Below are 25,440 nucleotides of genomic sequence, written 5' to 3' on the forward strand. Positions count from 1 at the left end.
ACATGTGTGGCATCGCAGGCACTTACCGATGGCCGGACGGGAAGGCCGTGACCGACCGGCTCACCGACATCCTCGCCCACCGCGGTCCGGACGGGGCGGGCCGCTACAGCCACTCCGCCGGTGACGGCGAAGTGCACCTCGGGCACCGCCGGCTGGCCATCGTCGACCTGTCCGAGACCGGCGCCCAGCCGATGGTCTCGGACGGCCTCGTCCTGACGTACAACGGGGAGCTGTACAACGCGCCCGAGCTGCGTGCCGAATTGGCAGCGGCCGGGGTGCGCTTCCGCGGTACCTCCGACACCGAGGTGCTGCTCGAGGCCTGGCGGCGCTGGGGCACGGACTGCCTCCCGCGGCTGCGCGGCATGTTCGCGTTCGGGATCTTCGACGAGCGAACCGGTGAGCTGGTGCTCGCCCGCGACCAGCTCGGCATCAAGCCGCTGTTCCTGCTCCGGCGCGGTGCGGGGCTGGTGTTCGCCTCCGAGCTCAAGGCGCTCGCCGCCGCCACCGGCGGTTCACTGGAGGTGGACGAGGCGGCGCTGGTGGCCTCGCTCCTCTACTACTGGGTGCCGGACTCACGGTGCGCGTTCCGCGAGGCGGAGAAGCTGCCGCCGGGGAGCTGGCTGCGGTGCCGGCCCGACGGCCGGGTGGAGCGCGGCCGGTACTGGCACCTGAAGGACGTCGCCGCCGAGGGCCGGGAGCGGGCCCGGGGCGGCGAGCAGCCGGACCTGGCCGCCATCGTCGAGGAGTCGACTCGCCGCCACCTGCTCTCCGACGTACCCGTGGCGACCTTCCTCTCCGGCGGCCTCGACTCCAGCTACCTGACCGCGCTGGCCGCCCGCGACCAACCCGGGATCTCCGCCTACACGATCGGGTTCCGCGCCGAGGACGCCAAGTTCGAGGCGATGCCGGACGACCTTCGCTACGCCCGGCAGGTGGCCGAGCGGTTCGGCGTCGACCTGCACGAGATCGAGATCGCTCCGAACGTGCTCGACCTGCTGCCGCGGATGACGTACCACCTGGACGAGCCGATCGGCGACCCCGCCGCGATCAACACGTTCCTGATCTGCGAGGCCGCCCGGGAGGCCGGGGTCAAGGTGATGCTCTCGGGGATGGGTGCCGACGAACTCTTCGCCGGTTACCGCAAGCACCTGGCCAACCTCCTTGCACTGCGCTATCAGCGCGTCCCGCGGCCACTGCGGCGCGGGGTGTCCAGGGCCGTGGACCGGCTGCCGGTGGCAACGGCCCGCCGGGGGTACCGGTCGGTGCGCTTCGCGAAGCGGTTCCTCTCCTTCGCCGATCTGCCGGAGGAGACCGCGTTCCGGCGCAGCTACACCATGTACGACCAGGACGAGTTGCTCGCCTTGGTCGATCCGGACCTGGCCGGGACGGTGGACGACGTGCTGACCGAGCACGCGGACATCTACGAGGACAACGAGCTGGACGACTTCGTCAACCGCATGTGCCTGGGCGACGCCCGGATGTTCCTGCCGGGCCTGAACCTCGCTTACACGGACCGCTCCAGCATGGCCGCGTCGACCGAGGTGCGGGTGCCGTACGTGGATGTCGAGGTGGTCAAGGCGGCGTTCGCCGTGCCCGGAGATCGCAAGATCGTCGGACGGCAGGGCAAGGCCGTCCTCAAGGAGGCGGCCACCTCGATCCTGCCCCGGGAGATCGTGTACCGGCCCAAGGGCCTGTTCAGCGCCCCGCTGCGCGCCTGGATGAGCCGGGATCTGGCACCGCTGGTGCGCGAGGTGGTGAACGACGGCGTGCTCGTCAACTCCGGGTTCCTGCGCCGCGACGCGCTGGCGCGCATGGTCGCCGAGGACGCTGCCGGGCAGCGGGACTTCTCCAAACATCTGTGGCATGTGCTGACCCTCGAGTACTGGTACCGCGACGCGACCTCCGGGTCCGGCCGGAGCGCTCGCTCGGCGGCGTAAAGACTGCGTAGAAACAAGGGGACTTTGTGAAGCAGGTTGTGCAGAACTACAAGAGCGGCGAGCTGGCGGTGCTCGACGTGCCGGTGCCTGGGTGCAAGCCGGGCGGTGTGCTGGTCCGCACCGCCTACTCGCTGATATCCACCGGAACCGAGCTCATGAAGGTGTCCGAGGCCGGCATGTCGATGCTGGGCAAGGCCCGTTCCCGTCCCGATCAGGTTGCCAAGGTCATGCAGAGCGTGGCCACCAACGGGGTGCCCGCCACCTACCGCAAGGTGATGGGCAAGCTGGACTCCTACACGCCGCTGGGCTACTCGCTGTGCGGGGTGGTCGAGCAGGTCGGCGCCGGGATCGACGATGTGAAGGTCGGCGACCTCGTGGCCTGCGCCGGCAACGAGCACGCGTTGCACGCCGAGCTGAACTGGGTGCCGAAGAACCTCTACGCCCCGGTGCCGGACGGCCTCGCGCCGCGGCACGCGGCCTTCGGCACCGTCGGGTCGATCGCGATGCAGGGCGTGCGCCGCGGCGAGCCGCAACTCGGCGATGTGGCGCTGGTCATCGGCCTCGGGCTGATCGGGCAGTTGGTGGTACAGCTCCTCGCCGCTTCGGGGGTCCGCGTCGTCGGGGTCGACCCCGATCCGGTGCGCTGCGAGCTCGCCGAGGGCCTGGGCGCCGCGGCCTGCGGCGATCCCGAGTCCGCGGCCGTGGAGGCCTCCGTCGCCGAACTCACCGGCGGTCACGGCGTGGACCAGGTGTACCTGGCCGCCGGCGGCGGCAGCAACCAGCCCGTCGAGCTGGCCGCCCGGCTCTGCCGGGACCGTGGCCGGGTCGTCGACATCGGCAAGTGCCGCCTGGACCTGCCGTGGAACGCGTACTACGAGAAAGAGCTCGACGTCCGGTTCTCGCGCAGTTACGGCCCCGGGCGCTACGACCCGGAGTACGAGCTCGAGGGGCGCGACTACCCGATCGGCTACGTGCGCTGGACCGAGCGCCGCAACCTGGCGTGCTTCCTCGATCTCCTCGCCCGCGGCAGCGTCGACGTGGAGCCCCTGATCTCCCACGTCGCCGACTTCGACGACGCCGTCGAGACGTACCAGAGCCTGAAGGACGGCGACCTGAAGGCCGTGGCCGTGCTGTTCCGGTACCCCGAACAGAAGGAGGAAGCGGGGGAAGCGGAGGCCCCGGCGGTCGCAGTGCCCGCGGTGCGACGCAGCGGCAAAGCGTCCACCCCTGCCCGGTCCGCCAAGGCACCGGTGCGGCTGGCGTTCGTCGGCGCGGGGAACTACGCGACGTCGATGCTGCTGCCGCACCTGGCGCAGCGCGACGGCGTCGAGCTGTCCACGGTCGTCACCACGACGGCGCTGTCCGCGGCCAACGCCAAGCGGAAGTTCGGCTTCGCCGAGGCGACCACCGATCTCGACGCCGTACTCGGCGACAAGTCCGTCGACGCGGTGTTCGTGGTCACCCGCCACAGCTCGCACGCCGAACTCACCCGAAGGGCGCTGCTGGCCGGCAAGGCGGTGTTCGTGGAGAAGCCCCTGGCGCTCACCGAGGACGAGCTGGCAGGCGTGCTCGCGGCGGTGGAGGAGTCCGGCAACGACCGGCTGCAGGTGGGCTTCAACCGCCGGTTCGCGCCGCTGCTGCAGGAGGCCAGGAAGCGGTTCGGCGCCCGGACCGGTCCGGCGAGCCTGCGCTACCTGGTCAACGCGGGCCGGCTCGGACACGGCAGCTGGTACCTCCAACAGGGCACCGAGGGCTCGCGGTTCGCCGGCGAGGGTGGACACTTCATCGACACGGCGAGCTGGCTGATCGAGGCCGACCCGGTCTCGGTGTACGCGGTCGCCACGGCCGGCAACGAGGACCTTCAGGTCGTGCTGCGCTACCCGGACGGGTCCACCGCCACCATCAGCTACGTCACCACCGGCGCGCCCGGCTTCCCCAAGGAGACGCTGGACCTCGTCGCGGACGGCAAGGTGCTGCGGCTCGACGACTTCGTCCGCGCCTCGGTGTACAGCCGCAAGCGGTGGGTCAGTTCTCGGCTGCCCAAGGCCCGGGACAAGGGCCAGTCCGCCGAGCTGGCCGCGTTCATCAAGGCCGTGCGGACCGGCGGGCCGATGCCGGTGCCGCTGGAGTCGCTGGTCGCCACCACCGCGGCCACCCTCGCCGTACAGGCAGGCCTGGCCGGCGGCGCGCCGGTGACGCTGGCGAGGGCACGATGACCATGAGCGCGGGCTGGTACCTGCGGCGGTTGTCCCGGATGGGACCGCGGGAGGTCGGCGGCCGGGTGGGCGACGCGGTGCGCAGGCGGCGGTGGCGGTCGGCGCGGCCGGACAGCCCGAGCGTGAACGGCGTCCGGTTCACCGCGGTACTGCCCGCCGGGACGATCGCCGCAGTGCCGCCGGACGCCGCGAAACGTCTGATCGCCGAGGCGGACCGGCTGATGGCCGGGCACGCCGAGTACTTCGGGGTGGACCGCGACGACATGGTCGACCCCGACTGGTGGTACGACCCGAAGACCGGGCGCCGGGCTCCGTGGGGGTACGCCTTCGACGTGCCGTACCGGAACGAGGACGCGGTCGGGGACATCAAGCAGATCTGGGAGCCGTCCCGGCATCAGTACCTCACCGTGCTCGCCGCCGCCTACGCGATCACCGGGAACGAGCGGTACGCCGAGCGGGTGGCCGAGCACCTGCGGTTGTGGTGGGCGGCCAACGCGCCGCTGCGCGGAGTGCACTGGGTCAGCGGCATCGAGCTGGGCATCCGGCTGCTGTCCTGGGTGTGGATCCGCCGGCTGCTCGACGGCTGGCCGGGCGCGGCCGGGCTGTTCGAGGACAACCCGGTGGCGCTGAACCAGATCTGGCACCACCAGCGCTGGCTGGCCGCCTTCCCCAGCCGGGGGTCCTCTGCGAACAACCACGTCATCGCCGAGGCCGCCGGGCAGTTCGCCGCAGCCTGCGCGTTCGGCTGGTTCCCCTCCTCGGCGCGTTGGCGAGCCGGCGCGCTGCGGTCGCTGGAGCGGCAGCTGCGCGGCAACACCTTCCACTCGGGCCTCAACCGCGAGTTGGCCACCGAGTATCACGGACTCGTGCTGGAGCTCGGCCTGGCCGCGGTGGCCGAGGCGGATGCCGCCGACGTGCCGGTCCCTGCATCGCTCCGGCTGGTGCTGCTGCGGATGACCGACGCCCTCGCGGCCATCGTGGACAACCGGCTGCGGCCGCCGCGCCAGGGTGACGCGGACGACGGGCACGGTCTGGTCGTGGACGGCGAGGGCACCGACCGCTGGGGCTCGTTGCTGGCCACCGGGGAGGCCGTGTTCGGCCGGCTCGACTGGTGGCCGGCGGTCACCGGCACCGATGTGCGCACCCCGCTGCTTGCCGCGCTCATCCGGCCGTACTCGAAGAATGGAACCGCACCGGCCGTGACCCGCCCGGCAAGCCGACCTTCACACTTGGCTGACGCGGGCATGACTATCCTGCGCGGTCCGGAGGAGATCTGGTGCCGCTGCGACGGTGGCCCGCACGGATTCCTGTCCATCGCCGCGCATGCCCACGCGGACGCGCTGTCCATCGAGGTCCGGCACGACGGAGTCGACGTGCTCGCCGACCCGGGGACGTACTGCTACCACGGGCAGCCCGAGTGGCGTGAGTACTTCCGGTCCACCCTCGGCCACAACACCCTTCAGCTGGACGGCGGTGACCAGTCCGCATCCGGCGGCCCGTTCCTGTGGACCCGCCATGCCCGCAGCCGCGTCCTGGTCGCGGACACATCCGACACCTCCGACGGGGGGACGGCCCGCTGGTGCGCCGAACACGACGGCTACCAGGGCTCCGTGCACCGCCGCCGGGTGGAACTGACCGCCGCAGCCAAGGAGTTGCGGGTGGTCGACGAGGTGCGCGGCCCGCGCCGGGACATGCGCCTCGCGTTCCACCTCGGCCCGGCGATCACCGCGGACCTGGCGGAGAACCGGGCCGTGCTCACCTGGACCCGGGACGGCGAGGACCGCTCCGCGGTGCTCGACCTGCCCCGGCAGCTGCGCTGGCGCGCGCATCGCGGCGAGAGTGACCCGCCGCTGGGCTGGTACTCCGCCGGGTTCGGACGCAAGGAACCCTCCACCACGCTGGTCGGCACCGGTTTCGCCGACGGCGCGGAGGGGTTCACCACCGTGCTCAGGTTCCGCGGCTAGGGGGTGTCCGGTGGATCAGGCTGGATCGGGGAGCGGCGTCATGCGGCTTCGGATCCAAGGCGGAGGAGGGAGGCATGGCGGAGCCATGCCGACCGACGACAACGCAGGAGACGGAGTCGCAGGGCGTCGCGAGCCCAGCATGATCCGCCGGACACCCCCTAGGGAGGACGCGTGGTGATCAAGAAGCGGCACTGGGCGTTGCCGACGGTACCGCTGGTGGTGGTCCTGCTGGCGGCAACCGGCTGCGTGAGCACACCGAGCGCCCCGGCGGAGCCGACCGTTGCGCCATCCACGTCCGGGGCCCGGTCCCTGGCCCGGGTGTGCGCCAAGCCCGCGGCCGGGCCGGCGAAGGCGCCGGCGGGTGCGGTGACGGTCGACCCCGCGGTGGTCGGTGACCTGGCTGCGAAGACCAAGAAGAGCCCGCCGAACACCACGTTCTGGCTGCGGCCGGGGAAGCACCGGCTCGAATCGGACCGTTACGCCCAGATAATCCCCAAGAAGGGGAACACCTACCTCGGTGCGCCGGGCGCGGTGCTCGACGGCCGGAAGACCAACCAGTACGCGTTCGGCGGTGCCGCCCGCGACGTCACCGTCCGCCACCTGACCGTGCAGGGTTTCGTCGCGCCGCAGAACGAGGGCGTGGTCAACCACGACTCGGCCGACGGGTGGGTGATCGAGCACGCGACGATCCAGAACAACTCCGGCGCCGGGCTGATGGCCGGTGCCCGCCAGCAGGTCCGCGCCAGCTGCCTGCGCGGCAACGGACAGTACGGAATGAACGCGTACAAGGCCGGCGACCCCCTCAGTGACCTGGTGCTCGAGGGCAACGAGATCGTGGGCAACAACACCGACGACTGGGAGCGGCGGCGGCCGGGCTGCGGCTGCACGGCAGGCGTCAAGTTCTGGGCCGTCAACGGTGCCGACGTACGCGGCAACTGGGTGCACGCCAACCGCGGAGCCGGGTTGTGGGCGGACACCAACAACAACGACTTCCGCATCGAGGACAACGTGCTCGAGGCCAACGACGGTGCCGCGCTGATCTACGAGACCAGCTACAACGCGGTCATCCGGAAGAACACGATCCGGCGGAACAACTGGGTCGTGGGCCGCAAGTACGCCGACCGCGGCGACAACTTCCCGTTCGCGACCGTCTACCTGTCCGAGTCCGGCGGCGAACCACGCATCCGAGCCCGCACGGACAAGATCGAGATCTACCGGAACGTGCTGGAGAACAACTGGTCCGGGATCACCCTGTGGGAGAACGCCGACCGGTTCTGCAACAGCCCGGCCAACACCTCGTCCGGTGACTGCACGCTGCTGGTGCCGGACACCGACCGCTGCGTGCAGCCGGCGATCGCCACCGCACCGCTCTACGCCGACTGCCGGTGGAAGACCCAGCGGGTGGACATCCACCACAACCGCTTCGTGCTGGACACGTCCGTCGTCGGGTGCACGGTGGAGTGCGGCCGCATGGCGGTGCTGGCCAACTACGGCACCTATCCGGACTGGACGCCGTACCCGGGCGAACGGGTGGCTGAGGCGATCACCCACAAGCAGCACAACCGCTGGCACGCCAACGTCTACCGCGGACCATGGAGCTTCATCGCCCACGACCCGAGCCGAAAGCTCGACTTCGGGCAGTGGCAGGGCACGCCGTACCAGCAGGACGCGGGCAGCACCTTCCGCGCACGGGACGGTGGTTGAGATGGGCGCGAACCACACGTCGAAGATCGTCGGGACGGTCTGGGGGCTGCTGATCCTCAACACGCTCGGCTCCGCCGGGGCGAAGACCATCATCCCGCTGCCCCGTTCCCTCATCCAGATGGTCACCATGGGCGCGCTGGTCGCCGCGTTCGCGCTGGCGCTCGCAGTCAATCTCCGGCTGCGCATCCGAGCCAGCGCCTTCTTGTTCCTGCTCACCCTCCTGCTGGTGCCGAGTGTGATCTCCAGCGCGAACCTGGAGTCCGGGTTCGGCGCGCTGTTCCGCTGCGCCCGGCTGGCTCTCTTCGTCGGCACGCTGTGGCTGCTCAGCCGCTGGTGGGACGGAAACCCGACGTTCGTCCGGCACCACATCCGGATGTACTTCGTGGTCCTGGGGTCGGTGGCCGCCGGCCTGGTCATCTCACCGGGCGCCGCCATGCCCGAGCTCTACGGCGGCCGGCTGGTCGGCGCTTTGTGGCCGCTCACCCCGCCGCAGATCGGCCAGTACGCCGCGGTGATCATCGGGCTCACCGTGCTGCTCGTTCTGGGCCGCCGGACCACCAGGGGAAGCGCGGCGGTGGTCATCGTGCCGGCACTCGTGCTGCTCGCGCTCACCCATACCCGGACGGCCACCCTCGGCCTGCTCATCGGGCTGGTGCTGGCGATCGGCTCGCTCGTCCTGACCAGCGCCGCCGCCCGCCGGTTCTTCGCCTGGGCGGTGCTGAGCGCCACTGTGGCCGCGGTGGCGTTCAGTTCCGCGCTCCAGGCGTGGTTCCTGCGCGGACAGAGTAAAGAGAACTTCTCCAACCTCACCGGTCGGGCCAAGGTCTGGGACGCCCTGCTGGCAGCCCCCCGGTCCACCTCGGAGTACCTGTTCGGCGCGGGCCTGGGCGACAAGTCGTTCGGCGGGCTGCCGATCGACAACAGCTGGCTGGCCGTTTATCACGAGCAGGGTCTGACCGGCACCGCCATCGTGGCGGCGATCATCATCGTGCTGGGCGGCGTCGCGTTGCTGCGGCCACCGTCGCTGTCGAGGGCCTGCGCGATCTTCCTGATCAGCTACTGCGCGATCGCGTCGTACACCGAGGCCGGTCTGGGCGACGCCTCGCCGTATCTGCTGCATCTGACCGTGGCCGCCTCGCTGCTGGCGGCACCTGCCGCGGCCAGTCCCCTCGCGAGGCCCGAAGTTCCGCGACGACGCATTCCGCAATGGGCCCAGAGATCGGAGGTGACCTGAGCATGCACATCCTCGTGGTGCACAACCGCTACGCCTCGGCGCAGCCGAGCGGGGAGAACAAGGTCGTCGACCAGGAGGTGGGGCTGCTGCGCGAGGCCGGCCACCGGGTCGAGGTGTTCGAGCGGCGCAGCGACGACATCGCCGCCCGGTCCCTGCTCTCCAAGGCCGCGCTGCCGCTCCTCGTGCCGTGGAACCCGGCGGTCCGCACGGAGCTCGCCGCCCGGCTTCGCACCGAGCGGCCGGACGTGGTGCACGTCCACAACGTCTTCCCGCTCCTGTCGCCCGCCGTGCTTGCCGCCTGCGCCGACGCCGACGTGCCCGCCGTCGCCACGCTGCACAACTACACCCAGGTCTGCCCGCCCGGCACGCTGCAGCGGGACGGCCGGCCGTGCACCGAGTGCGTCGGGTCCGCGCCGCTGCCCGCCGTCCGGCACGGCTGCTACCGGAACTCCCGCCTGGCGACGGTTCCGCTCGCGGTCAGCCTGTCGGTCAACCGGCGGCGGTGGTGGTCCGGCGTGGAGCGGTTCTTCTGCATCTCCGCGTCGCAGCGCGACGTCCTGGTGCGGTCCGGCATGCCGGCCGAGCGGCTGGCGGTGAAGCACAACTTCGTGCCCGACCCGGGCACTTGCCGAGCGGGAGCCGGAGAGCATGTGCTCTATCTCGGGCGGCTCGCGGAGGTCAAGGGCGTACGGCTGCTCATGGCCGCGTGGGACGAGATCGCAGCGAGCGGCGGGGTGGGCGTGCCGCTCGTGATCGCCGGAGCGGGGCCGCTGGAGCCGGAGGTGACCGCCTGGGCGGCGGGCCGGGACGACGTGCGGTACGTCGGCCTGTACGACCCCGCCCAGTGCCGGCAGGCCATCGCGCGCTCGGTCGCCGTGGTGGCTCCCTCGACCTGGCTGGAGGCGTTCGGCCTGGTGGTCGTGGAGGCGATGGCGGCCGGGGTCCCGGCCGTCGCCGCCGGTCACGGCGCCTTCGTCGAACTCGTCGAGGACGGGGTGACCGGGCTGTTGCACCAGCCGGGCGACCCCGCCTCGCTCGCGTCCTGCGTGCGCCGGATCGCGAACGATCCGCACCGCAACCAGGAGATGGGCCAGGCGGCCCGGCGCCGATACGAGCAGGGCTTCAGCCCGGCCGTCGGGCTGGAGCGCCTGGTGGAGGGGTACCGCACCGCGATCGCGGGTCGGTCCGGCGGCGGGGACACCGTGCCGTCGACAGGTAATGGAAACACTGGCTCGCGGCGGGGCACCCGCGCGAGCAGGGATGGGGGCAGTAAATGACACGATGCCGACTCTGCGGCTCGGCGGCGTTGGGGAGCGTCGTCGATCTGGGGGCGACCCCGCCGTGTGAGAGCTTTCTCGCCGCGGACCAACTGGACCAGCCGGAACCGGCGTACCCGCTGCACCTGCGGGTCTGCACCGACTGCTGGCTCGCGCAGATCCCCCCGCTGATCACGCCGGAGGAGACGTTCAGCGAGTACGCGTACTTCTCCTCCTACTCGACCTCCTGGGTGGAGCACGCGCGCACGTTCGTCGCCGACACCGCAGCGCGCCTTGCTCTCGGCCCCGACGCCTTCGTGGTCGAGGTCGCGAGCAACGACGGGTACCTGCTCCGGCACATGGTCGACCGGGAAATCCGTTGCCTCGGCATCGAGCCGTCGGTGAACGTCGGCGCCGCGGCACGGGACGCGGGCGTGCCCACGCTCACGGCGTTCCTGGACCCGGACACCGGGTCGGCCGTCCGCGCCGAGCACGGCCCGGCGGACCTGGTCGTGGCCAACAACGTGTACGCGCACATCCCCGACGTGGTCGGGTTCACCCAGGGGCTGCGCGCCCTTGTCGCCGACGACGGCTGGGTCTCCATCGAGGTGCAGCACCTGCTGACCCTGATCGAGGAGAACCAGTACGACACGATCTACCACGAGCACTTCCAGTACTACACGGTCGCGTCCGCGACCCGGGCGCTGGCGAGCGGCGGACTCACGCTGGTGGACGTCGAGCTGCTGCCCACGCACGGCGGCTCCATCCGGCTGTGGGCACGGCCGGCCGAGGTGGCCGGCGAGCCGACCCAGCAGGTGGCCGACGTACTGGACCGGGAGAAGGCCGCCGGGCTGCAGGAGCTGTCCGGATACGCCGAGTTCTCCGCCCGGGTGGCCAAGGTCCGCCGGGACCTCCTGCGGTTCCTCATCGAGGCGGCCGAGCGCGGCGAGACGGTCGTCGGCTACGGCGCCCCGGGCAAGGGCAACACCCTGCTCAACCACTGCGGCATCCGGCCCGACCTGCTCCCGTACACGGTCGACCGCAACCCCTACAAGCACGGCAGGTTCACCCCGGGCACCCGCATCCCGATCCTGCCGCCCGAGCAGATAGCCGCCGACAAACCGGACTACGTGCTCGTCCTCCCGTGGAACCTGCGGGCCGAGCTGGTCGAGCAGCTGTCCTTCGTGCACGACTGGGGCGGCCGCCTTGTCTTTCCCATCCCGGAACTGAGCATTGTCGAGGTCAAGTCATGAAGGTCGTCCTGTTCTGCGGCGGTTACGGGATGCGGATGCGAAACGGAGCCTCCGACGACGTGCCCAAGCCGATGGCGATGGTCGGCCCGCGTCCGCTGATCTGGCATGTCATGCGCTACTACGCGCACTTCGGGCACACGGAGTTCATCCTGTGCCTCGGGTACGGGGCTCACCACATCAAGAACTTCTTCCTCAACTACGAGGAGACGACGTCCAACGACTTCGTGCTGCGCAATGGGCAGACCGAGCTGCTGTCCACCGACATCGCCTCCTGGACGATCACGTTCGCGCAGACCGGCATCGAGTCGCCGATCGGGGAGCGGCTGCGCCGGGTGCGGCACCACCTGGACGGCGACGAGATGTTCCTCGCCAACTACGCCGACGTGCTCACCGACGCCCCGCTGCCGGAGATGATCGACCGGTTCGCCCGGCGCGACGCCGGTGCGTCGATGATGGTGGTGCCGCCGCAGTCGTCGTTCCACTGCGTGGACCTGGGTGACGACGGCCTGGTGGGGGGCATCACCGCGGTGAGCGACATGCCGCTGTGGGAGAACGGCGGCTACTTCGTGCTCCGCCAGGAGGTCTTCGACCACATCCCGGAGAACGGGGACCTGGTCGCTGACGGATGCGCCCAACTGGCCAAGCAGGGACGGCTGGTGGCGCACCAGCACCGCGGCTTCTGGAAGCCGACCGACACCGTGAAAGAACGGGCCGCGCTCGACGACGCCTACGCCCGGGGCGACCGCCCGTGGGCCGTGTGGGAACGGGACGGCGCGGGTGCGAGCGCCGGGGCGAGGACCGCGTGATCCGGCTCGGGGCCGAGCCCCTGGACCGGATCGTCGCGGTGGGCGCGCACTGCGACGACATCGCCATCGGCGCCGGCGGCACGCTGCTGACGATGTGCCTCGCGCGGCCGGGCATCCGGGTCGACGCGCTGGTGCTCTCCGGCGGTGGCAGCGAGCGGGAACAGGAGGAGCGGGCCGCGCTCGCCGCCTTCTGCCCGGGCGCCGAACTGCGGCTGACCGTGCTCAAGCTGCCGGACGGCCGGCTGCCCGCGCACTGGGAGGAGGCCAAAGCCGCGGTCGAGGAACTGCGCCTGCAGACCGAGCCGAATCTGGTGCTGGCGCCGCGTACCGATGACGCGCACCAGGATCACCGCGGCCTGGCGAAGCTGATGACCACCGCATTCCGCGACCACCTCGTGCTCCGCTACGAGATCGTCAAGTGGGACGGCGATCTCGGCCGTCCGTCGGCGTACCAGCCGCTGTCGCCGGAGATCGCAGAACAGAAGGTGCGGCTGTTGCAGGAGCACTACCCCTCGCAACGGCACCGGCCCTGGTACGACCGGGAGGCCTTCCTCGGCCTTGCACGGATCCGCGGCATCGAATGCCACGCGCGATACGCCGAGGCGTTCGCCGTCACCAAACTCACGCTCAATCTGGGGGAATGAACCTTGCGCGTACTACTGACCGGACACCAGGGCTACCTGGGCACCGTGATGGCCCCGGTCCTTAGCTCCGCCGGGCACGAGGTCGTCGGTCTCGACGCCGGCCTGTTCGCCGACTGCGTGCTGGGCCCGCCGCCCGCGGACCCGCCGGGGCCCCGGGTGGACCTGCGCGACGTCACGGCCGACCACATGGCCGGGGTGGACGCCGTGATCCATCTGGCCGCGCTGTCCAACGACCCGCTGGGATCGCTGGCGCCGGAGCTCACCTACGACATCAACCACCACGCGTCCGTGCGGCTGGCCCGGCTGGCCCGCGACGCCGGAGTGCGGCGCTTCCTGTACGCGTCGACCTGCTCCGTCTACGGCGCCGCCGGCGGCGACGACCTGGTGACCGAGGACGCCCCGCTGCGCCCGGTGACGCCGTACGCGGAGTCCAAGGTGCGGGTGGAGGACGACCTGCACGCGCTGGCCGACGGCGACTTCAGCCCGGTGTTCATGCGCAACGCCACCGCCTTCGGCTACTCGCCCCGGCTGCGCGCCGACATCGTGCTGAACAACCTGGTGGGCCACGCGCTCCTGTCCGGCGAGGTGCTGGTGCTCTCCGACGGCACCCCCTGGCGTCCGTTGGTGCACGCCGCCGACATCGCACGGGCCTTCACGGCCGCGCTGACGGCTCCGCGCGAAGCGGTGCACGACCGGGCGTTCAACATCGGCAGCGAGATCAACAACGTCACGGTCGCGGAGATCGCCGATCAGGTCGCCGAGGCGGTGTCCGGCTCGAAGGTGGTGATCACCGGGGAGACGGGCGCCGATCCGCGGTCGTACCGGGTGGACTTCTCCCGGTTCCGTGCAGCGATTCCCGGCTTCGACTGCGAGTGGACGGTGAAGCAGGGCGCGCTCGAACTCGCCGACGCCTACCGGAAGTTCGGGCTGACCCGGGAGGACTTCGAGCGACGCTTCACCCGGCTTGCCGTGCTGCGCGCGGCGTCCGAAGCCGGTGCCGTCGACGACACCCTGCGGTGGCGCCGATGACCGCAGTCGGCGACGAGATACACGCGCTGGTGGAGCGGCTGTACCCGCTGTGCCGGAGCATCACCGGCGACGGTGTGCGCGCCACCCTGGAGATCGTCGGCGAGTACGTTCCGCTGCAGGTGCACGAGGTGCCGACCGGGACGCAAGTGCTCGACTGGACGGTGCCGCAGGAGTGGAACATCCGGGACGCGTACATCGCCGACACCGCCGGCAATCGCGTCGTCGACTTCGCCGCGTCCAGCCTGCACGTGCTCGGCTACAGCGTGCCGGTGTCGGCGACCATGCCGCTGGCCGAGCTGCGTGGACACCTGCACACCCTGCCCGACCACCCGAGCTGGGTGCCGTACCGCACCAGCTACTACAAGCCGGAATGGGGATTCTGCCTGGCCCAGGAGACCTTGGACGCGCTGCCGGACGGCGAGTACGAGGTGCGCATCGACTCCACACTCGAAGACGGCCACCTCACCTACGCCGAGCACGTGGTCCCCGGGCAGGTCCCCGACGAGGTGATCGTCTCCTGCCACGTCTGCCACCCGTCGCTGGCCAACGACAACCTGGCCGGCATCGCGGTGGCGACGTTCCTGGCCCGGGCGCTGGCCCAGGAAACGCCGTACTACACCTACCGGTTCCTGTTCGCGCCCGGCACCATCGGGGCGATCACCTGGCTGGCCCGCAACGCGGAGCGGGTGGAACGGGTCAAGCACGGCCTTGTGCTGGCCTGCGCCGGCGACTCGGGCCAACTGACGTACAAGCAGAGCAGGCGCGGCGACGCGGAGATCGACCGGGTGATGCGGCATGTGCTGGCCGCATCCGAACGCCCGCACCACGTCGCCGAGTTCACTCCGTACGGCTACGACGAGCGGCAGTTCTGCTCGCCCGGGTTCGATCTCGGCGTGGGCTCGCTCAGCCGGACCCCGTACGCCGGGTACCCCGAGTACCACACCTCGGCGGACAACCCGGACTTCGTCTCCCCGGAGGCGATGGCGGACACGCTCGCCGTCTGCCGCGAGGCATTCGCCGTCCTCGACCGCAACCGGCGCTACGTCAACCTCAGTCCCTACGGCGAACCACAGCTGGGCCGACGCGGGTTGTACGACTCGCTCGGCGGCCGCAGCGACGCGAAGCAGGCCCAGATGGCCATGCTCTGGGTGCTCAGCCTCTCCGACGGCGAGCACAGTCTGCTGGACGTCGCCGAGCGCTCCGGGCTGCCGTTCAGCGCCGTCGCCGTCGCGGCCGACGCCCTGCACGGTGCCGGGCTGATCAAGGCATGACGCCCATGACCACCGAGGGGGAGAAGGCGACGACACCGGCGGACCGGCGGACCGCCAAGCAGGCCATGGTCGGCCGGCTGTCCTGGGGACTGGCCGACCAGGCGGCCTCCAGCATGACCAACTTCGCGGTGGGGCTCTACGTGGCACGCTCGCTGGGGCTGACCGCGTTCGGCGTGTTCAGCCTGGCCTGGCTGACCTACGGCGTGGTGCTCAACGTCGCCCGCGGGCTGGCCACCGACCCGCTCGTGGTCCGCTTCAGCGGCGTGCCGGACACGTCCTGGCGCGCGGCGGCGGCCCGGTCGTCGGGTGCCGCACTCGGCGTCGGTGCCGCCCTCGGCGCAGTGTGTCTGCTGATCGGGCTCGGCCTCGGCGGCCGGGTGGGGCCCGCGTTCGCCTGCCTCGGCGTCGTACTGCCGGCGCTGCTGCTCCAGGACGCCTGGCGGTTCGCGTTCTTCGCCGCCGGCACCGGGCGGAAGGCGTTCGTCAACGACCTCGTGTGGGGCGTCGCGCTCGTCCCGGCCATGGTCCTGGCCGCCCGCGTGGGCAGTGTGGCCGCCTTCGTGCTCGCCTGGGGCGCGTCCGCCGCGGTGGCCGCGGTGTACGGCTGCCTCCAGTCCGGCATCCTGCCCCGGCTGACCGGAGCGCCCGGGTGGCTTCGCGAGCAGCGCGATCTCGGCTACCGGTACCTGGTCGAGAACGTCAGCCTCAGCGGCGCGAGCCAGCTGCGGGCGTACGGGCTCGGCGCGATCGTCGGGGTCGGCGCGGTGGGTGCGGTCCGGGGCGCGGAGCTCCTGCTCGGCCCGTTCCTCGCCGTGCTGATGGGGCTGTCACTGGTCACCGTCGCGGAGGCGGCACGCGTGCTGCGGCAGGCCCCGCACCGCCTTGCCAGGTTCTGCCTCCTGCTCGGCGGCGGACAGGCCGCCGCCGCACTGCTCTGGGGCGCGGCGCTGCTGCTGGTGCCGGACCGGGCCGGCGAGCTGGTGCTCGGCGGCGTCTGGCACTCCGCCTCGGAGCTCATCGTGCCGGCCACGCTCGGCGTCGCGGGCGCCGGCCTCGGCACCGGCGCGGCGGCCGGGCTGCGCGCGCTCGCCGCGGCCCGGCGCAGCCTGCGCTGCCAGCTGTTCGCCTCCGCCTGCTACGTCGGCGGCGGGCTCGGCGGCGCGGCCGTGGCAGGCACGATCGGCTCGGCCTGGGGCGTCGCCGCCGCGACCGTCTGCGCCTCGGCCGTGTGGTGGCTCCAGCTGCGGTCCGCCCTGCGCGAGCGCCACCGCAATCCCATCCCCGAAGTGAGGACGTCATGACCGCCCAACCCCGGCTGAGCATCGGCCTGCCCGTGTACAACGGCGAGGAGTACCTGGCTGAATCGCTCGACGCCCTGCTCGGCCAGACCTACGAGGACTTCGAGCTGGTCATCTCCGACAACGCCTCGACCGACGGGACTCAGGAGATCTGCCGCACCTACGCCGCGCAGGACTCGCGCATCCGGTACATCCGGCTGCCCCGCAACATCGGCGCCGCCCCGAACCACAACTACGTGTTCACCGAGTGCCGCGGCCAGCTGTTCAAGTGGGCCTCGCACGACGACCTTTACGCCCGCGACCTGCTGCGGCGCTGCGTGGAGGCGCTGGACGAGCGGCCGGACGTGATCCTCGCGCACAGCGGCCAGGCGGTCATCGACGGCGACGGCAAGGTGAAGGTCCCGTACGAGTACGGGCTGGCCACCGACTCGCGGCACGCCCCGGAGCGCTTCCGCAGCCTGCTGTTCGAGCCCGGTGGCGACGACTTCTACGGGGTGATGCGGGCCGACGTGCTGCGCCGGGTGAAGCCGCACGACAGCTACCACCACGCGGACCGCACGTTCGTCGCCGAGATCACCCTGCACGGGCCGTTCCACCAGGTGCCGGAGCTGCTCTACTTCCGCCGCGACCACCCCACCCGCGCCGAGCGGGCGAACCCTTCCAAGCGCTCCCGTTGCGTCAACCTGGACCCACGCCGGGCGGGCCTGCTGCACCCGACGCCCCGGCTGCTCGCCGAGTACGTCTGGGGCTTCGCCTCGGCGATCCGGCGGGCGCCGTTGTCCCCCGCCGACCGGCGCGCGTGCTACCGCCACTTGGCCACATGGATGACCAGCCGGGTCCGGCCGGGCGCCGGCGAGCGGGTCGAGGACCGCGCCCCCGTCGACCCGGCCAAGCTCACCGTCTCCGTCGACGCCCTCGTCGCCGGCCGCGAAGGTCGTGCAGGGAGGCAGGCATGACGTCCGGAGACGAAACTCCGGTGCGCGTCGGGGTGTTCGGCCTGCTCGGCTCCGGCAACCTCGGCAACGACGGGTCGCTCGAGGCCGTGCTCGGCTACCTCCGCGCCGGGCACCCGGACGCGATCGTGGACGCGCTGTGCGGCGGACCCGAGGTCGTCGCGGCCCGGTACGCGATCCCCGCGACGCGGCTGCACTGGTATCGCGGGGAGTACCGGACCGCGTCACGGGCGGGCGCGATCGCGGGCAAGGGCCTGGGCAAACTCGTCGACGTCTTCCGCACCGCTGCCTGGGTGCGCCGGCACGACGTGGTGATCGTGCCGGGCATGGGCGTCCTGGAGGCCACGCTGCCGCTGCGGCCTTGGGGCTTCCCGTACTCGCTGTTCCTGCTCTGCGCATCCGGCCGGCTGCTGCGCACCCGGGTCGCGCTGGTCGGCGTCGGCGCCGCCGCGATCGGCGACCGGCCGACCCGGGCCCTGGTGCGCTGGTCGGCGCGGCTGGCCACGTACCGGTCGTACCGGGACACCCAATCCCGCGACGCGATGCGGGCGATGGGCGTGGACACCGCGCGCGACGAGGTGCACCCGGACCTCGCCTTCGCCCTGCCGACGTTGCCGGGGAGCGCGCCCTCGGGCCCGCCGGGCCCGGTCTGCGTCGGCGTCATGGACTTCCACGGCGGCAATGACGACCGCGCCCGGGCCGAGGAGATCCACCGGCGCTACCTCGACGGGACGACCCGCTTCGTCCGCGCGCTGGTCGATGACGGCAGGCCGGTCCGGCTGCTCACCGGCGACGAGTGCGACGTGCCGGTGGTCGCCGCGATCCTCGACGCGGTGGACTCGCCGCTGGTCACCGCTGCCGAGGCGGCCTCGCTTGCCGACCTGATGAAGGAGATGGCGGCGGCCGACACCGTGGTGGCGACCCGGTACCACAACCTGATCTGCGCGCTGAAGGTCGGCACGCCGACGCTCGCACTCAGCTATGCGGCGAAGAGCGACGCGCTCATGGCTCAGATGGGTCTTGGCGCGTACTGCCACCCGGCTCGCGAGGTCGACGCCGACCGGCTGCTCGAGCAGTTCCGGGCGCTGGAGCAGCGCTCGGCGGAGCTGCGGCGGACCCTCACCGAGCGGAACCTGCTCGCCGTTCGGCAACTTGAGCACCAGTTCACCGCCTTGACCGCGGCGCTGTTCCCGGCGACCGCCAAGGCCAGCGCCAACGCCAACGCCCATGCCCGGCAGGAGGCTTCATGAAAGCGACCGCAGTTCCCGAGATAGCCGGCGCGTACCTGTTCGAGCCGACGCCGTACGCCGACGAGCGCGGCTTCTTCTGCCGCACCTTCGACGCCGACGTGGTCCGCTCGGTGGGCCTCGACCCGGACACCTTCATCCAGGACAGCGTGTCCCGCTCGGTCCGGGGCGTGCTGCGCGGCCTGCACCTGCGCTCCGGCGCCGGCGAGGCCAAGCTGGTGCGGTGCTCGTACGGGAAGATCTTCGACGTCGTCGTGGACCTGCGGACGGACTCGCCGACATACCGCAACCGGGCCTTCTTCGAGCTGTCCGGCGAGACGCAGGTGACCCTGTACATCCCGGCGGGGTGCGCGCACGGCTTCCAGGCGCTGACCGAGACCGCCGACACCTCGTACCGGATCGACCGCCCGCACGATCCGGCCGAGGACGTGACGATCGCCTTCGACGACCCGGAGCTCGCCATCCCCTGGCCGCTGCCGGTCACATCGATGTCCCAGCGGGACCGGGAGGCGCCGAGCCTCGCCGAGGTCCTGAAGCAGAAAGAGAGCTGAAGTCAGCGTGGACACTGAGGAGTTCCTCCTGCCCCGGTCGCGGACGGCGAACGAGCGGCTGCACGCCATGATCCCCGGGGGCGCGCACACCTACGCCAAGGGCGACGACCAGTGGCCCGAAAACCTGGCCCCGGTCATCAGCCACGGCAGCGGTGCCCACGTGTGGGACATCGACGGCAACCGCTACATCGAGTACGGCTCCGGCCTGCGGTCGGTCAGCCTCGGCCACGCCCACCCACGCGTGCTCGAGGCGGTGCGCCGGGAACTCGACCGCGGCAGCAACTTCGTGCGGCCGTCCATCGTGGAGGTCGAGGCCGCGGAACGCTTCCTGGCCACCGTGCCGACCGCCGAGATGGTGAAGTTCGCGAAGAACGGATCCGACGTCACCACCGCCGCGGTGCGCCTCGCCCGCGCCGTCACCGGGCGCCCGCGGGTGGCCATCTGCGGCGACCATCCGTTCTTCTCCGTCGACGACTGGTTCATCGGAACCACACCGATGTCCGCCGGTATTCCGGCGGCGACCACCGAGCTCACCGTGGCGTTCCCTTACGGGGACCTGGCCGCCACGGAGGAGCTGCTCACCCGGTACCAGGACGAGGTCGCCTGCCTGATCCTCGAACCGGCCGGCCACACCGAGCCGCCGCCCGGGTACCTCGCCGGCCTGCGCGAGCTGGCCGACCGGCACGGCTGCGTACTGATCTTCGACGAGATGATCACCGGCCTCCGCTGGTCCGAGGCGGGCGCCCAGGGCCTGTACGGCGTCGTCCCCGACCTCTCCACGTTCGGCAAGGCGCTGGGCAACGGGTTCGCCGTCTCGGCGCTGGCCGGGCGCCGCGAGCTGATGGAGTGGGGCGGGCTGCGTCACTCCGGCGAGCGGGTGTTCCTGCTGTCCACCACGCACGGTGCGGAGACGCACTCGCTGGCCGCTGCGATGGCCGTGCAGACCACCTATGCCGAGGAGGGCATCACCGCGCAACTGCACGCCCTCGGCGAGCGGTTGGCCGCGGGTGTCCGCGCCGCCGCGGCCGGCATGGGCGTCGGCGACCACGTCGTCGTACGGGGCCGGGCCAGCAACCTGGTCTTCGCCACCCTCGACGAGCACGGGCAGCCGTCGCAGGGGTACCGCACCCTGTTCCTGCGCCAACTCCTCGCGGGCGGGGTGCTGGCCCCGTCGTTCGTGGTGAGCAGCGCGCTCGGCGACGCCGACATCGACCGCACCGTCGATGTGGTGGCCCAGGCATGTGCGGTGTACCGGAAGGCACTGGACGCCGCTGACCCCACCCCCTGGCTGGCCGGGCGGCCGGTGAAGCCTGTATTCCGCCGCTTGGTATGACGTGACGTGACGTGACGTGACGTGACGTGACGTGACGCGACGTCAGCGAGGCTGTCGCCGACCGGCGTCGGCCGTCCGATCGACCAGCCGGTCGGCCATCCGGTCGACCAGCCACGCGGTCGCCGGTACCACCGCCAGCGCGGTGCACCAGCCGCCGAGGACGTCGGTCGGGTAGTGCGCGCCGAGGGCGACCTGTGCCCAGCCCATGGCGGCGCCGGCGGCCAGCGCCGCGGCGAGCACGAGTAACATTCCGGCCGTCCTGCGCAGGCAGAGCCGGCCGGTCGCGAGCAGCGCCACCATGAGGGCGAGCGCGGTGAAGAAAGCGGTGTGCCCGCTCGGGTAGGACAGGTTGTCCTCGCCGTGGATGGTGCGTCCCACCAGGGACTTGAGCAGCGTCGATGCCCCCACGGTCAGGCTGACGCCGGCGACGATGAGCACCGCTGCGCGAGGACGCCGCAACAGCAGGCAGCCCGTCACGGCGGCCACGACCAACATCGCCGCTCCCACGGGCTCCCCCAAGAAGTCCGTGGCCAGAGCTACGTCCCGCCACGGCGGCCCCACACTGTCCGCCGTCGGCTGGATGACCCACCTGTCCACCCTGCCGGGCTCGCTGTGGCCGGCGTACAGGACCCCGAGCACGACGACCACCAGCGCGGCGAGGACCGCGATCAGCCCGAGCCACGTGCGCAGCGACGGGGGCAGCACCGCGGGCGCCGGCCGGCCGGTCACACGCCCACCGCGTCCGGCCGACCTGCGCCCGGCCTGCTTTCCGCGAACGCCTCGCGCACCGGCTCGAACCCGGCCGCGACCTCACCGCCGATCATCGTCATGCCGTCCATCGTGGCACTCTGGCCGTCTCCTGATCTCTTCGAGGGCAGTGAGCCGGTTGTGATGGAGTTCAAGCCTGGGGCGAAACCGTCTGTCAGCCCTCCCGGATGAAGCCCTCCCGCACCAGCCAGTCCTTCGCCACCTCGTGCGGGTCCTCCCCCTCCACGTCCACCCGCGCGTTCAGCCGCTGGGCCTCCGCGCCCGTCAGCCGCTTGGTGATCGGGGCGAGGAGGCCGGCGATGGCGGGGTACTTTCTCATCGTGGCACTGTTCATCTCGGGTGCCGCGTTGTAGTTGGGGAAGAAGTGCCGGTCGTCCTCCAGCACCTTCAGCTCGAGTTCCGGAATGCGGCCGTCGGTGGTGGCCGCCACGCCGAGGGTGCAGGCTGCGCCCTTGGCGACCTGGGTGTAGACGACGCCGTCGTCCATCTTTTTGAAGTTCCCGCGCCGGAGGGCGAATCCGTACGTCTTCGCCACGCCCGGCAGGCCGTCCTCGCGCACCGAGAACTCGCTTCCGCCGCAGATCGTCGCCGCGCCCGGGTCCTTCTTCGTCAGACGTGCCACGTCGGAGAGAGTGCGCAGCCGGTACTTCTGCGCATTCGCCCGGTTCGCGACCAGCGCGTAGGTGTTGTTGAGCGCGGCGGCGGGCAGCCAGGTGATGCCGTTGCGGCGGTCCTCGTCGCGTACGGCCTCCCACTGCTCGTACGGGTCGACGACCGGCTTGGTGTGACCGAGGTAGGTGATCCAGGCCGTGCCCGTGTACTCGTACATCCCATCCGCCGCACCGGACTTGACCGCCTCGCGGGCACCGATCGAGCCCTGGATGTTCGTCCGGTCCAGGACTTCCGCGCCGGCCGCTTTGAAGGCCAGCCCCATGATTTTGCCCAGGATGATCTGCTCGGTGAACTCCTTGGAGGTCACGGTCAGTTGGGCGCCCTTCAGCGGTCGCCCCTTCCCGATGGAGCCGGGCTGCACCGAGTCGGCCAGCGGGCTTCCGCTGGTCAGTCCGCAGCCGTTCAGCCCCGCGGCGGCGAGCAGCAGGGCGCCCGCGCCCGCGACGGCCGTCCGTACCCTGGTCAGGCGCATCAGTCCACCTCCAGGCCGCGTGGACGCAGCAGCAACTCGACGAGCATCCCCAGCCAGTCCACGATCAGCGCCATGGCGACCGTCAGTACGGAGCCGAGCACCAGCACCGGCATGCGCTGGTTGGTGATGCCCGAGGAGATCAGGTCCCCGAGTCCTCCTCCGCCGCCGAAGGTGGCCAGCGTCGCGGTGCCGACGTTCAGCACGAGCGCGGTCCGTACGCCCGCCAGGATCAGCGGTACGGCCAGGGGCAGTTCGACCCGGAACAGCACCAGCAGCGGCGACATCCCGATGCCGCGCGCCGCCTCCACGAGTGCCGGGTCGGTGGCCCTCAGGCCGGCCACGGTGTTGCTCAGCACCGGCAGCACCGCGAATGCCACGATGCCGACCAAGGCGGCTCGTTGGCCGATGCCGAGCCAGATCACCAGCAGCGCCAGCAGGCCAAGAGCCGGGGTCGCCTGGCCGATGTTGGCCGCCGCGACGAACGGCGGTGCGGCCCGGCGCAGGACCCCGCGCGTCAGCGCGATGCCCAGCGGGATCGCGATGATGAGCACGAAGAAGGTGGAGATCGCGACGAGTTCGGTCTGCTGGAGGAGTGCGGTGCGCACGGCGCCGTCTGCGAGGGCGTTCCTGGCGATCGAGTCCAGCTCGGTGGTGCGGAGATAGAGCGCGGTGGCGCCGAGGACGACCGCGACGAAGGCCGGCAGCGTCACCAGCTTCTGCCAGGTGATACGGGGCGGGACCCGGTCCAGTGCGGCGAGCCGGGTCACGGGCTCGTCATGCCCTGGCCCTGGAGCCGGCCCCGGGGACCCGTAACCGGCCTCGGGAGCGGCTCCACCACCGGCCCCGACACCGGCCTCGCTGCGGCTCACGCGGGCTCACCCCGGCCGGTCGGCCGAGCCTCCTCGGCTCCCCGCTCGCCCGGCGCCGCGTGCATCGCGTTCAGCAGTGTCGACATGTCCACCACGCCGGCGTACGCGCCGTCCTGTCCCGTGACCGCGACGCGGCCCGCACGGTCGGCCAGCAGCGCCTCCAGCGCGTCCCGCAGCGTCATGTCCACCCCGATCCGGCTCCGTACGGGGGTGCCCGCCGACAACGGCAGCGGCGCTCCGGCGGGTTGCGCACTGCGGGCGCGCGTCAGGTCCTCGCGTCGCAGCCAGGAGTGGGGGCGCCGCTCCCGGTCCAGTAGCAGCAGGTGGTCGGCGGAGGCCGAGCCCGCGTCCAGCAGGTGCAGGGCGGTCTCGAGCGGGTCGTCGACGGTGGCGGTCGGGACGTCGCCGAGCTCCACCTCCCGTACGCGCTTGAGGTGCAGCCGCTTCACCCCGGCTCCCGCGCCCACGAAACCGGCGACGAAGTCGTCCGCCGGACTGGCCAGGATCGCTTCCGGAGTGTCGAACTGGGCGATCTGCGACCGGTCGCGCAGCACCGCGATCCGGTCGCCGACCTTGATGGCCTCGTCGAAGTCGTGCGTGACGAAGACGATCGTCTTGCGTAACTCGCGCTGCAACCGGATGAGTTGGTCCTGCAGGCGTTCGCGGGTGATGGGGTCGACGGCCCCGAAAGGCTCGTCCATCAGCAGCACGGGCGGGTCGGCGGCCAGCGCCCGCGCCACCCCGACCCGCTGCTGCTGGCCGCCGGAGAGCCGGCGCGGATAGCGGCCGCGGAACTCCCCGGGATCCAGCCCGACCAGTTCGAGCATCTCCTCGACCCGGTCCCGCACCTTCGCGCGGGGCCAGCCGGCCATCTTCGGTACGAGCGCGATGTTCTCGGCGACGGTCATGTGCGGGAAGAGGCCCGTGGCCTGGATGGCGTAGCCGATGGTGCGGCGGAGCGCCACGGGGTTGATGCCGGTGACGTCCTCGCCGCCGATGGTGATCCGCCCCGAGGTCGGCTCGATCAGCCGGTTGATCATCTTGAGGGTGGTGCTCTTGCCGCAGCCGGAGGGCCCCACGAGAATCACGGTTTCGCCGGCCGCGACGTCCAGGGTCACGTCCTCCACGGCCGGAGCTCGGCTGTCCGGATAGCGCTTGGTGAGGTTGTCCAGCCGGATACTCGCGCCGGCGGCGGCCGGCCGGTCGGGCTCGGCGGATCGGGCGGATCCGCCGGGGCCGGCGGCGCCGGACGTCGGGGAGGTCGGTTCAACGATTTCGGCAGAGTCAGCCACGGATCCCCCGTGAGATGGTGAGCCGTCCGATCAGCACGTACCCGGCGTCGAACAGCAGGGCCAGGACGACGATTCCGAGCGTCCCCGACAGTACTTCGTTGAGCGCGTTCGCACTGCCCAGGCTGGAGATCCCGCGGAAGATCTGGTTGCCGAGCCCGGGCCCCGAGGCGAAGGCCGCGATCGCCGCGATGCCCATCAGCATCTGGGTCGACACCCGGACACCGGTGAGGATCGGCGGCCAGGCGAGGGGCAGTTCGACCCTGAGCAGCTGGGCGAACCGTGACATCCCCATGCCCTTGGCGGCCTCGACGAGGGCCGGGTCGACTCCGCGCAACCCGACGACCGCGTTACGGACCACGGGCAGCAGTCCGTACAGCGTCAGCGCGATGACGGTCGGCGCGACGCCGAGGCCGACGACCGGGACGAGCAGGCCGAGGAGAGCCAGGGAGGGGACGGTGAGGATGCTTGCGGTCGTGGTGATCGCGAGGTTTCCCGCCCACTCGGTGCGGTAGGTGAGGACGCCGATCAGGACCCCGAGCACCGTGGCGACGATCATGCACTGGAAGACGGCGCTGGCGTGCTGATAGGCGTCCACCAGCAGCTGCTGGTAGCGGGTGCTCAGGTACTCCCAGAAGCTCACTTCTCGGTCCCTCCCTCAAGGCCGGTCCTCC

General features: G+C 71.5%; 21 protein-coding genes. 16 read left to right on the forward strand and 5 right to left on the reverse strand.

The window, feature by feature from the left end:
* The first annotated feature begins 2 nt into the window (after positions 1 to 2).
* The 16 genes from asnB to OG741_RS31080 all read left to right on the forward strand — a co-directional run bounded on the left by asnB (position 3) and on the right by OG741_RS31080 (position 20,696).
* Complete coding sequence (gene asnB, locus OG741_RS31005; RefSeq protein ID WP_405603288.1) at positions 3 to 1,937, forward strand: asparagine synthase (glutamine-hydrolyzing); 1,935 nt, start codon at positions 3 to 5, stop codon at positions 1,935 to 1,937.
* Between the two features lie 26 nt (positions 1,938 to 1,963).
* Positions 1,964 to 4,153: a bi-domain-containing oxidoreductase gene (locus tag OG741_RS31010; RefSeq protein WP_405603289.1), complete on the forward strand. Its 2,190-nt coding sequence runs from the start codon at positions 1,964 to 1,966 to the stop codon at positions 4,151 to 4,153.
* Positions 4,150 to 6,117, forward strand: coding sequence for an alginate lyase family protein (locus tag OG741_RS31015; protein ID WP_405603290.1), 1,968 nt, complete (start codon positions 4,150 to 4,152; stop codon positions 6,115 to 6,117). Before OG741_RS31010 ends, OG741_RS31015 begins: the two co-directional genes overlap by 4 nt.
* A 171-nt stretch (positions 6,118 to 6,288) precedes the next feature.
* Positions 6,289 to 7,821, forward strand: coding sequence for a right-handed parallel beta-helix repeat-containing protein (locus OG741_RS31020; protein ID WP_405603291.1), 1,533 nt, complete (start codon positions 6,289 to 6,291; stop codon positions 7,819 to 7,821).
* A 1-nt stretch (position 7,822) separates the two neighbouring features.
* Positions 7,823 to 9,055 (forward strand): O-antigen ligase domain-containing protein, encoded by a 1,233-nt coding sequence (locus tag OG741_RS31025; RefSeq protein WP_405603292.1) that lies wholly within the window; start codon positions 7,823 to 7,825, stop codon positions 9,053 to 9,055.
* Positions 9,056 to 9,057: 2 nt separating this feature from the next.
* Positions 9,058 to 10,332, forward strand: coding sequence for a glycosyltransferase (locus OG741_RS31030; protein ID WP_405603293.1), 1,275 nt, complete (start codon positions 9,058 to 9,060; stop codon positions 10,330 to 10,332).
* Positions 10,329 to 11,564, forward strand: a complete 1,236-nt coding sequence (locus OG741_RS31035; RefSeq protein ID WP_405603294.1) for a class I SAM-dependent methyltransferase — start codon at positions 10,329 to 10,331, stop codon at positions 11,562 to 11,564. The genes OG741_RS31030 and OG741_RS31035 overlap by 4 nt, the downstream gene beginning before the upstream one ends.
* Positions 11,561 to 12,370, forward strand: coding sequence for a glucose-1-phosphate cytidylyltransferase (locus OG741_RS31040; protein ID WP_405603296.1), 810 nt, complete (start codon positions 11,561 to 11,563; stop codon positions 12,368 to 12,370). Before OG741_RS31035 ends, OG741_RS31040 begins: the two co-directional genes overlap by 4 nt.
* Positions 12,367 to 13,014 carry a PIG-L deacetylase family protein gene (locus OG741_RS31045; RefSeq protein ID WP_405603297.1) on the forward strand — a complete coding sequence of 216 codons (648 nt, stop codon included), beginning with the start codon at positions 12,367 to 12,369 and terminating at the stop codon, positions 13,012 to 13,014. The genes OG741_RS31040 and OG741_RS31045 overlap by 4 nt, the downstream gene beginning before the upstream one ends.
* A 3-nt stretch (positions 13,015 to 13,017) precedes the next feature.
* Positions 13,018 to 14,043 carry an NAD-dependent epimerase/dehydratase family protein gene (locus OG741_RS31050; protein ID WP_405603299.1) on the forward strand — a complete coding sequence of 342 codons (1,026 nt, stop codon included), beginning with the start codon at positions 13,018 to 13,020 and terminating at the stop codon, positions 14,041 to 14,043.
* Entirely contained in the window at positions 14,031 to 15,314 is a 1,284-nt protein-coding gene (locus tag OG741_RS31055) for a DUF4910 domain-containing protein (protein ID WP_405603300.1), read from the forward strand. Before OG741_RS31050 ends, OG741_RS31055 begins: the two co-directional genes overlap by 13 nt.
* 5 nt (positions 15,315 to 15,319) lie before the next feature.
* Positions 15,320 to 16,615: a hypothetical protein gene (locus OG741_RS31060; RefSeq protein ID WP_405603302.1), complete on the forward strand. Its 1,296-nt coding sequence runs from the start codon at positions 15,320 to 15,322 to the stop codon at positions 16,613 to 16,615.
* Complete coding sequence (locus OG741_RS31065) at positions 16,612 to 17,568, forward strand: glycosyltransferase family 2 protein (RefSeq protein WP_405603304.1); 957 nt, start codon at positions 16,612 to 16,614, stop codon at positions 17,566 to 17,568. Before OG741_RS31060 ends, OG741_RS31065 begins: the two co-directional genes overlap by 4 nt.
* Complete coding sequence (locus OG741_RS31070) at positions 17,565 to 18,815, forward strand: polysaccharide pyruvyl transferase family protein (protein WP_405603306.1); 1,251 nt, start codon at positions 17,565 to 17,567, stop codon at positions 18,813 to 18,815. The genes OG741_RS31065 and OG741_RS31070 overlap by 4 nt, the downstream gene beginning before the upstream one ends.
* Positions 18,812 to 19,363, forward strand: coding sequence for a dTDP-4-dehydrorhamnose 3,5-epimerase (rfbC, locus tag OG741_RS31075; RefSeq protein ID WP_405603308.1), 552 nt, complete (start codon positions 18,812 to 18,814; stop codon positions 19,361 to 19,363). Before OG741_RS31070 ends, rfbC begins: the two co-directional genes overlap by 4 nt.
* A gap of 7 nt (positions 19,364 to 19,370) precedes the next feature.
* Positions 19,371 to 20,696, forward strand: coding sequence for a glutamate-1-semialdehyde 2,1-aminomutase (locus OG741_RS31080; RefSeq protein WP_405603310.1), 1,326 nt, complete (start codon positions 19,371 to 19,373; stop codon positions 20,694 to 20,696).
* A gap of 42 nt (positions 20,697 to 20,738) precedes the next feature.
* Here the strand turns inward: OG741_RS31080 and OG741_RS31085 are convergent, their stop codons facing one another.
* The 5 genes from OG741_RS31085 to OG741_RS31105 form a co-directional block, all read right to left on the reverse strand.
* On the reverse strand, positions 20,739 to 21,425 hold the full coding sequence (locus OG741_RS31085) for a phosphatase PAP2 family protein (RefSeq protein WP_405603312.1): 687 nt from the start codon (positions 21,423 to 21,425) through the stop codon (positions 20,739 to 20,741).
* Between the two features lie 193 nt (positions 21,426 to 21,618).
* Positions 21,619 to 22,608: a glycine betaine ABC transporter substrate-binding protein gene (locus tag OG741_RS31090; protein WP_405603313.1), complete on the reverse strand. Its 990-nt coding sequence runs from the start codon at positions 22,606 to 22,608 to the stop codon at positions 21,619 to 21,621.
* Positions 22,608 to 23,477: an ABC transporter permease gene (locus tag OG741_RS31095; protein ID WP_405603314.1), complete on the reverse strand. Its 870-nt coding sequence runs from the start codon at positions 23,475 to 23,477 to the stop codon at positions 22,608 to 22,610. Before OG741_RS31095 ends, OG741_RS31090 begins: the two co-directional genes overlap by 1 nt.
* Entirely contained in the window at positions 23,474 to 24,769 is a 1,296-nt protein-coding gene (locus OG741_RS31100; RefSeq protein ID WP_405603315.1) for an ABC transporter ATP-binding protein, read from the reverse strand. The genes OG741_RS31095 and OG741_RS31100 overlap by 4 nt, the downstream gene beginning before the upstream one ends.
* Positions 24,762 to 25,409 carry an ABC transporter permease gene (locus tag OG741_RS31105; RefSeq protein WP_405603316.1) on the reverse strand — a complete coding sequence of 216 codons (648 nt, stop codon included), beginning with the start codon at positions 25,407 to 25,409 and terminating at the stop codon, positions 24,762 to 24,764. Before OG741_RS31105 ends, OG741_RS31100 begins: the two co-directional genes overlap by 8 nt.
* Between the last annotated feature and the right edge of the window lie 31 nt (positions 25,410 to 25,440).

The sequence above is a fragment of the Streptomyces sp. NBC_01410 genome (assembly GCF_045040195.1).
In the GTDB taxonomy this organism is placed as follows: Bacteria; Actinomycetota; Actinomycetes; order Streptomycetales; family Streptomycetaceae; genus Streptomyces.

What these genes read in the sequence shown, in the direction of transcription:
- asnB (WP_405603288.1), top strand. Translation starts at nt 3, where the DNA reads ATGTGTGGCATCGCAGGCACTTACCGATGGCCGGACGGGAAGGCCGTG.
- OG741_RS31015 (WP_405603290.1), top strand. Translation starts at nt 4,150, where the DNA reads ATGACCATGAGCGCGGGCTGGTACCTGCGGCGGTTGTCCCGGATGGGA.
- OG741_RS31025 (WP_405603292.1), top strand. Translation starts at nt 7,823, where the DNA reads ATGGGCGCGAACCACACGTCGAAGATCGTCGGGACGGTCTGGGGGCTG.
- OG741_RS31030 (WP_405603293.1), top strand. Translation starts at nt 9,058, where the DNA reads ATGCACATCCTCGTGGTGCACAACCGCTACGCCTCGGCGCAGCCGAGC.
- OG741_RS31035 (WP_405603294.1), top strand. Translation starts at nt 10,329, where the DNA reads ATGACACGATGCCGACTCTGCGGCTCGGCGGCGTTGGGGAGCGTCGTC.
- OG741_RS31040 (WP_405603296.1), top strand. Translation starts at nt 11,561, where the DNA reads ATGAAGGTCGTCCTGTTCTGCGGCGGTTACGGGATGCGGATGCGAAAC.
- OG741_RS31060 (WP_405603302.1), top strand. Translation starts at nt 15,320, where the DNA reads ATGACCACCGAGGGGGAGAAGGCGACGACACCGGCGGACCGGCGGACC.
- OG741_RS31065 (WP_405603304.1), top strand. Translation starts at nt 16,612, where the DNA reads ATGACCGCCCAACCCCGGCTGAGCATCGGCCTGCCCGTGTACAACGGC.
- OG741_RS31070 (WP_405603306.1), top strand. Translation starts at nt 17,565, where the DNA reads ATGACGTCCGGAGACGAAACTCCGGTGCGCGTCGGGGTGTTCGGCCTG.
- rfbC (WP_405603308.1), top strand. Translation starts at nt 18,812, where the DNA reads ATGAAAGCGACCGCAGTTCCCGAGATAGCCGGCGCGTACCTGTTCGAG.
- OG741_RS31090 (WP_405603313.1), bottom strand. Translation starts at nt 22,608, where the DNA reads ATGCGCCTGACCAGGGTACGGACGGCCGTCGCGGGCGCGGGCGCCCTG.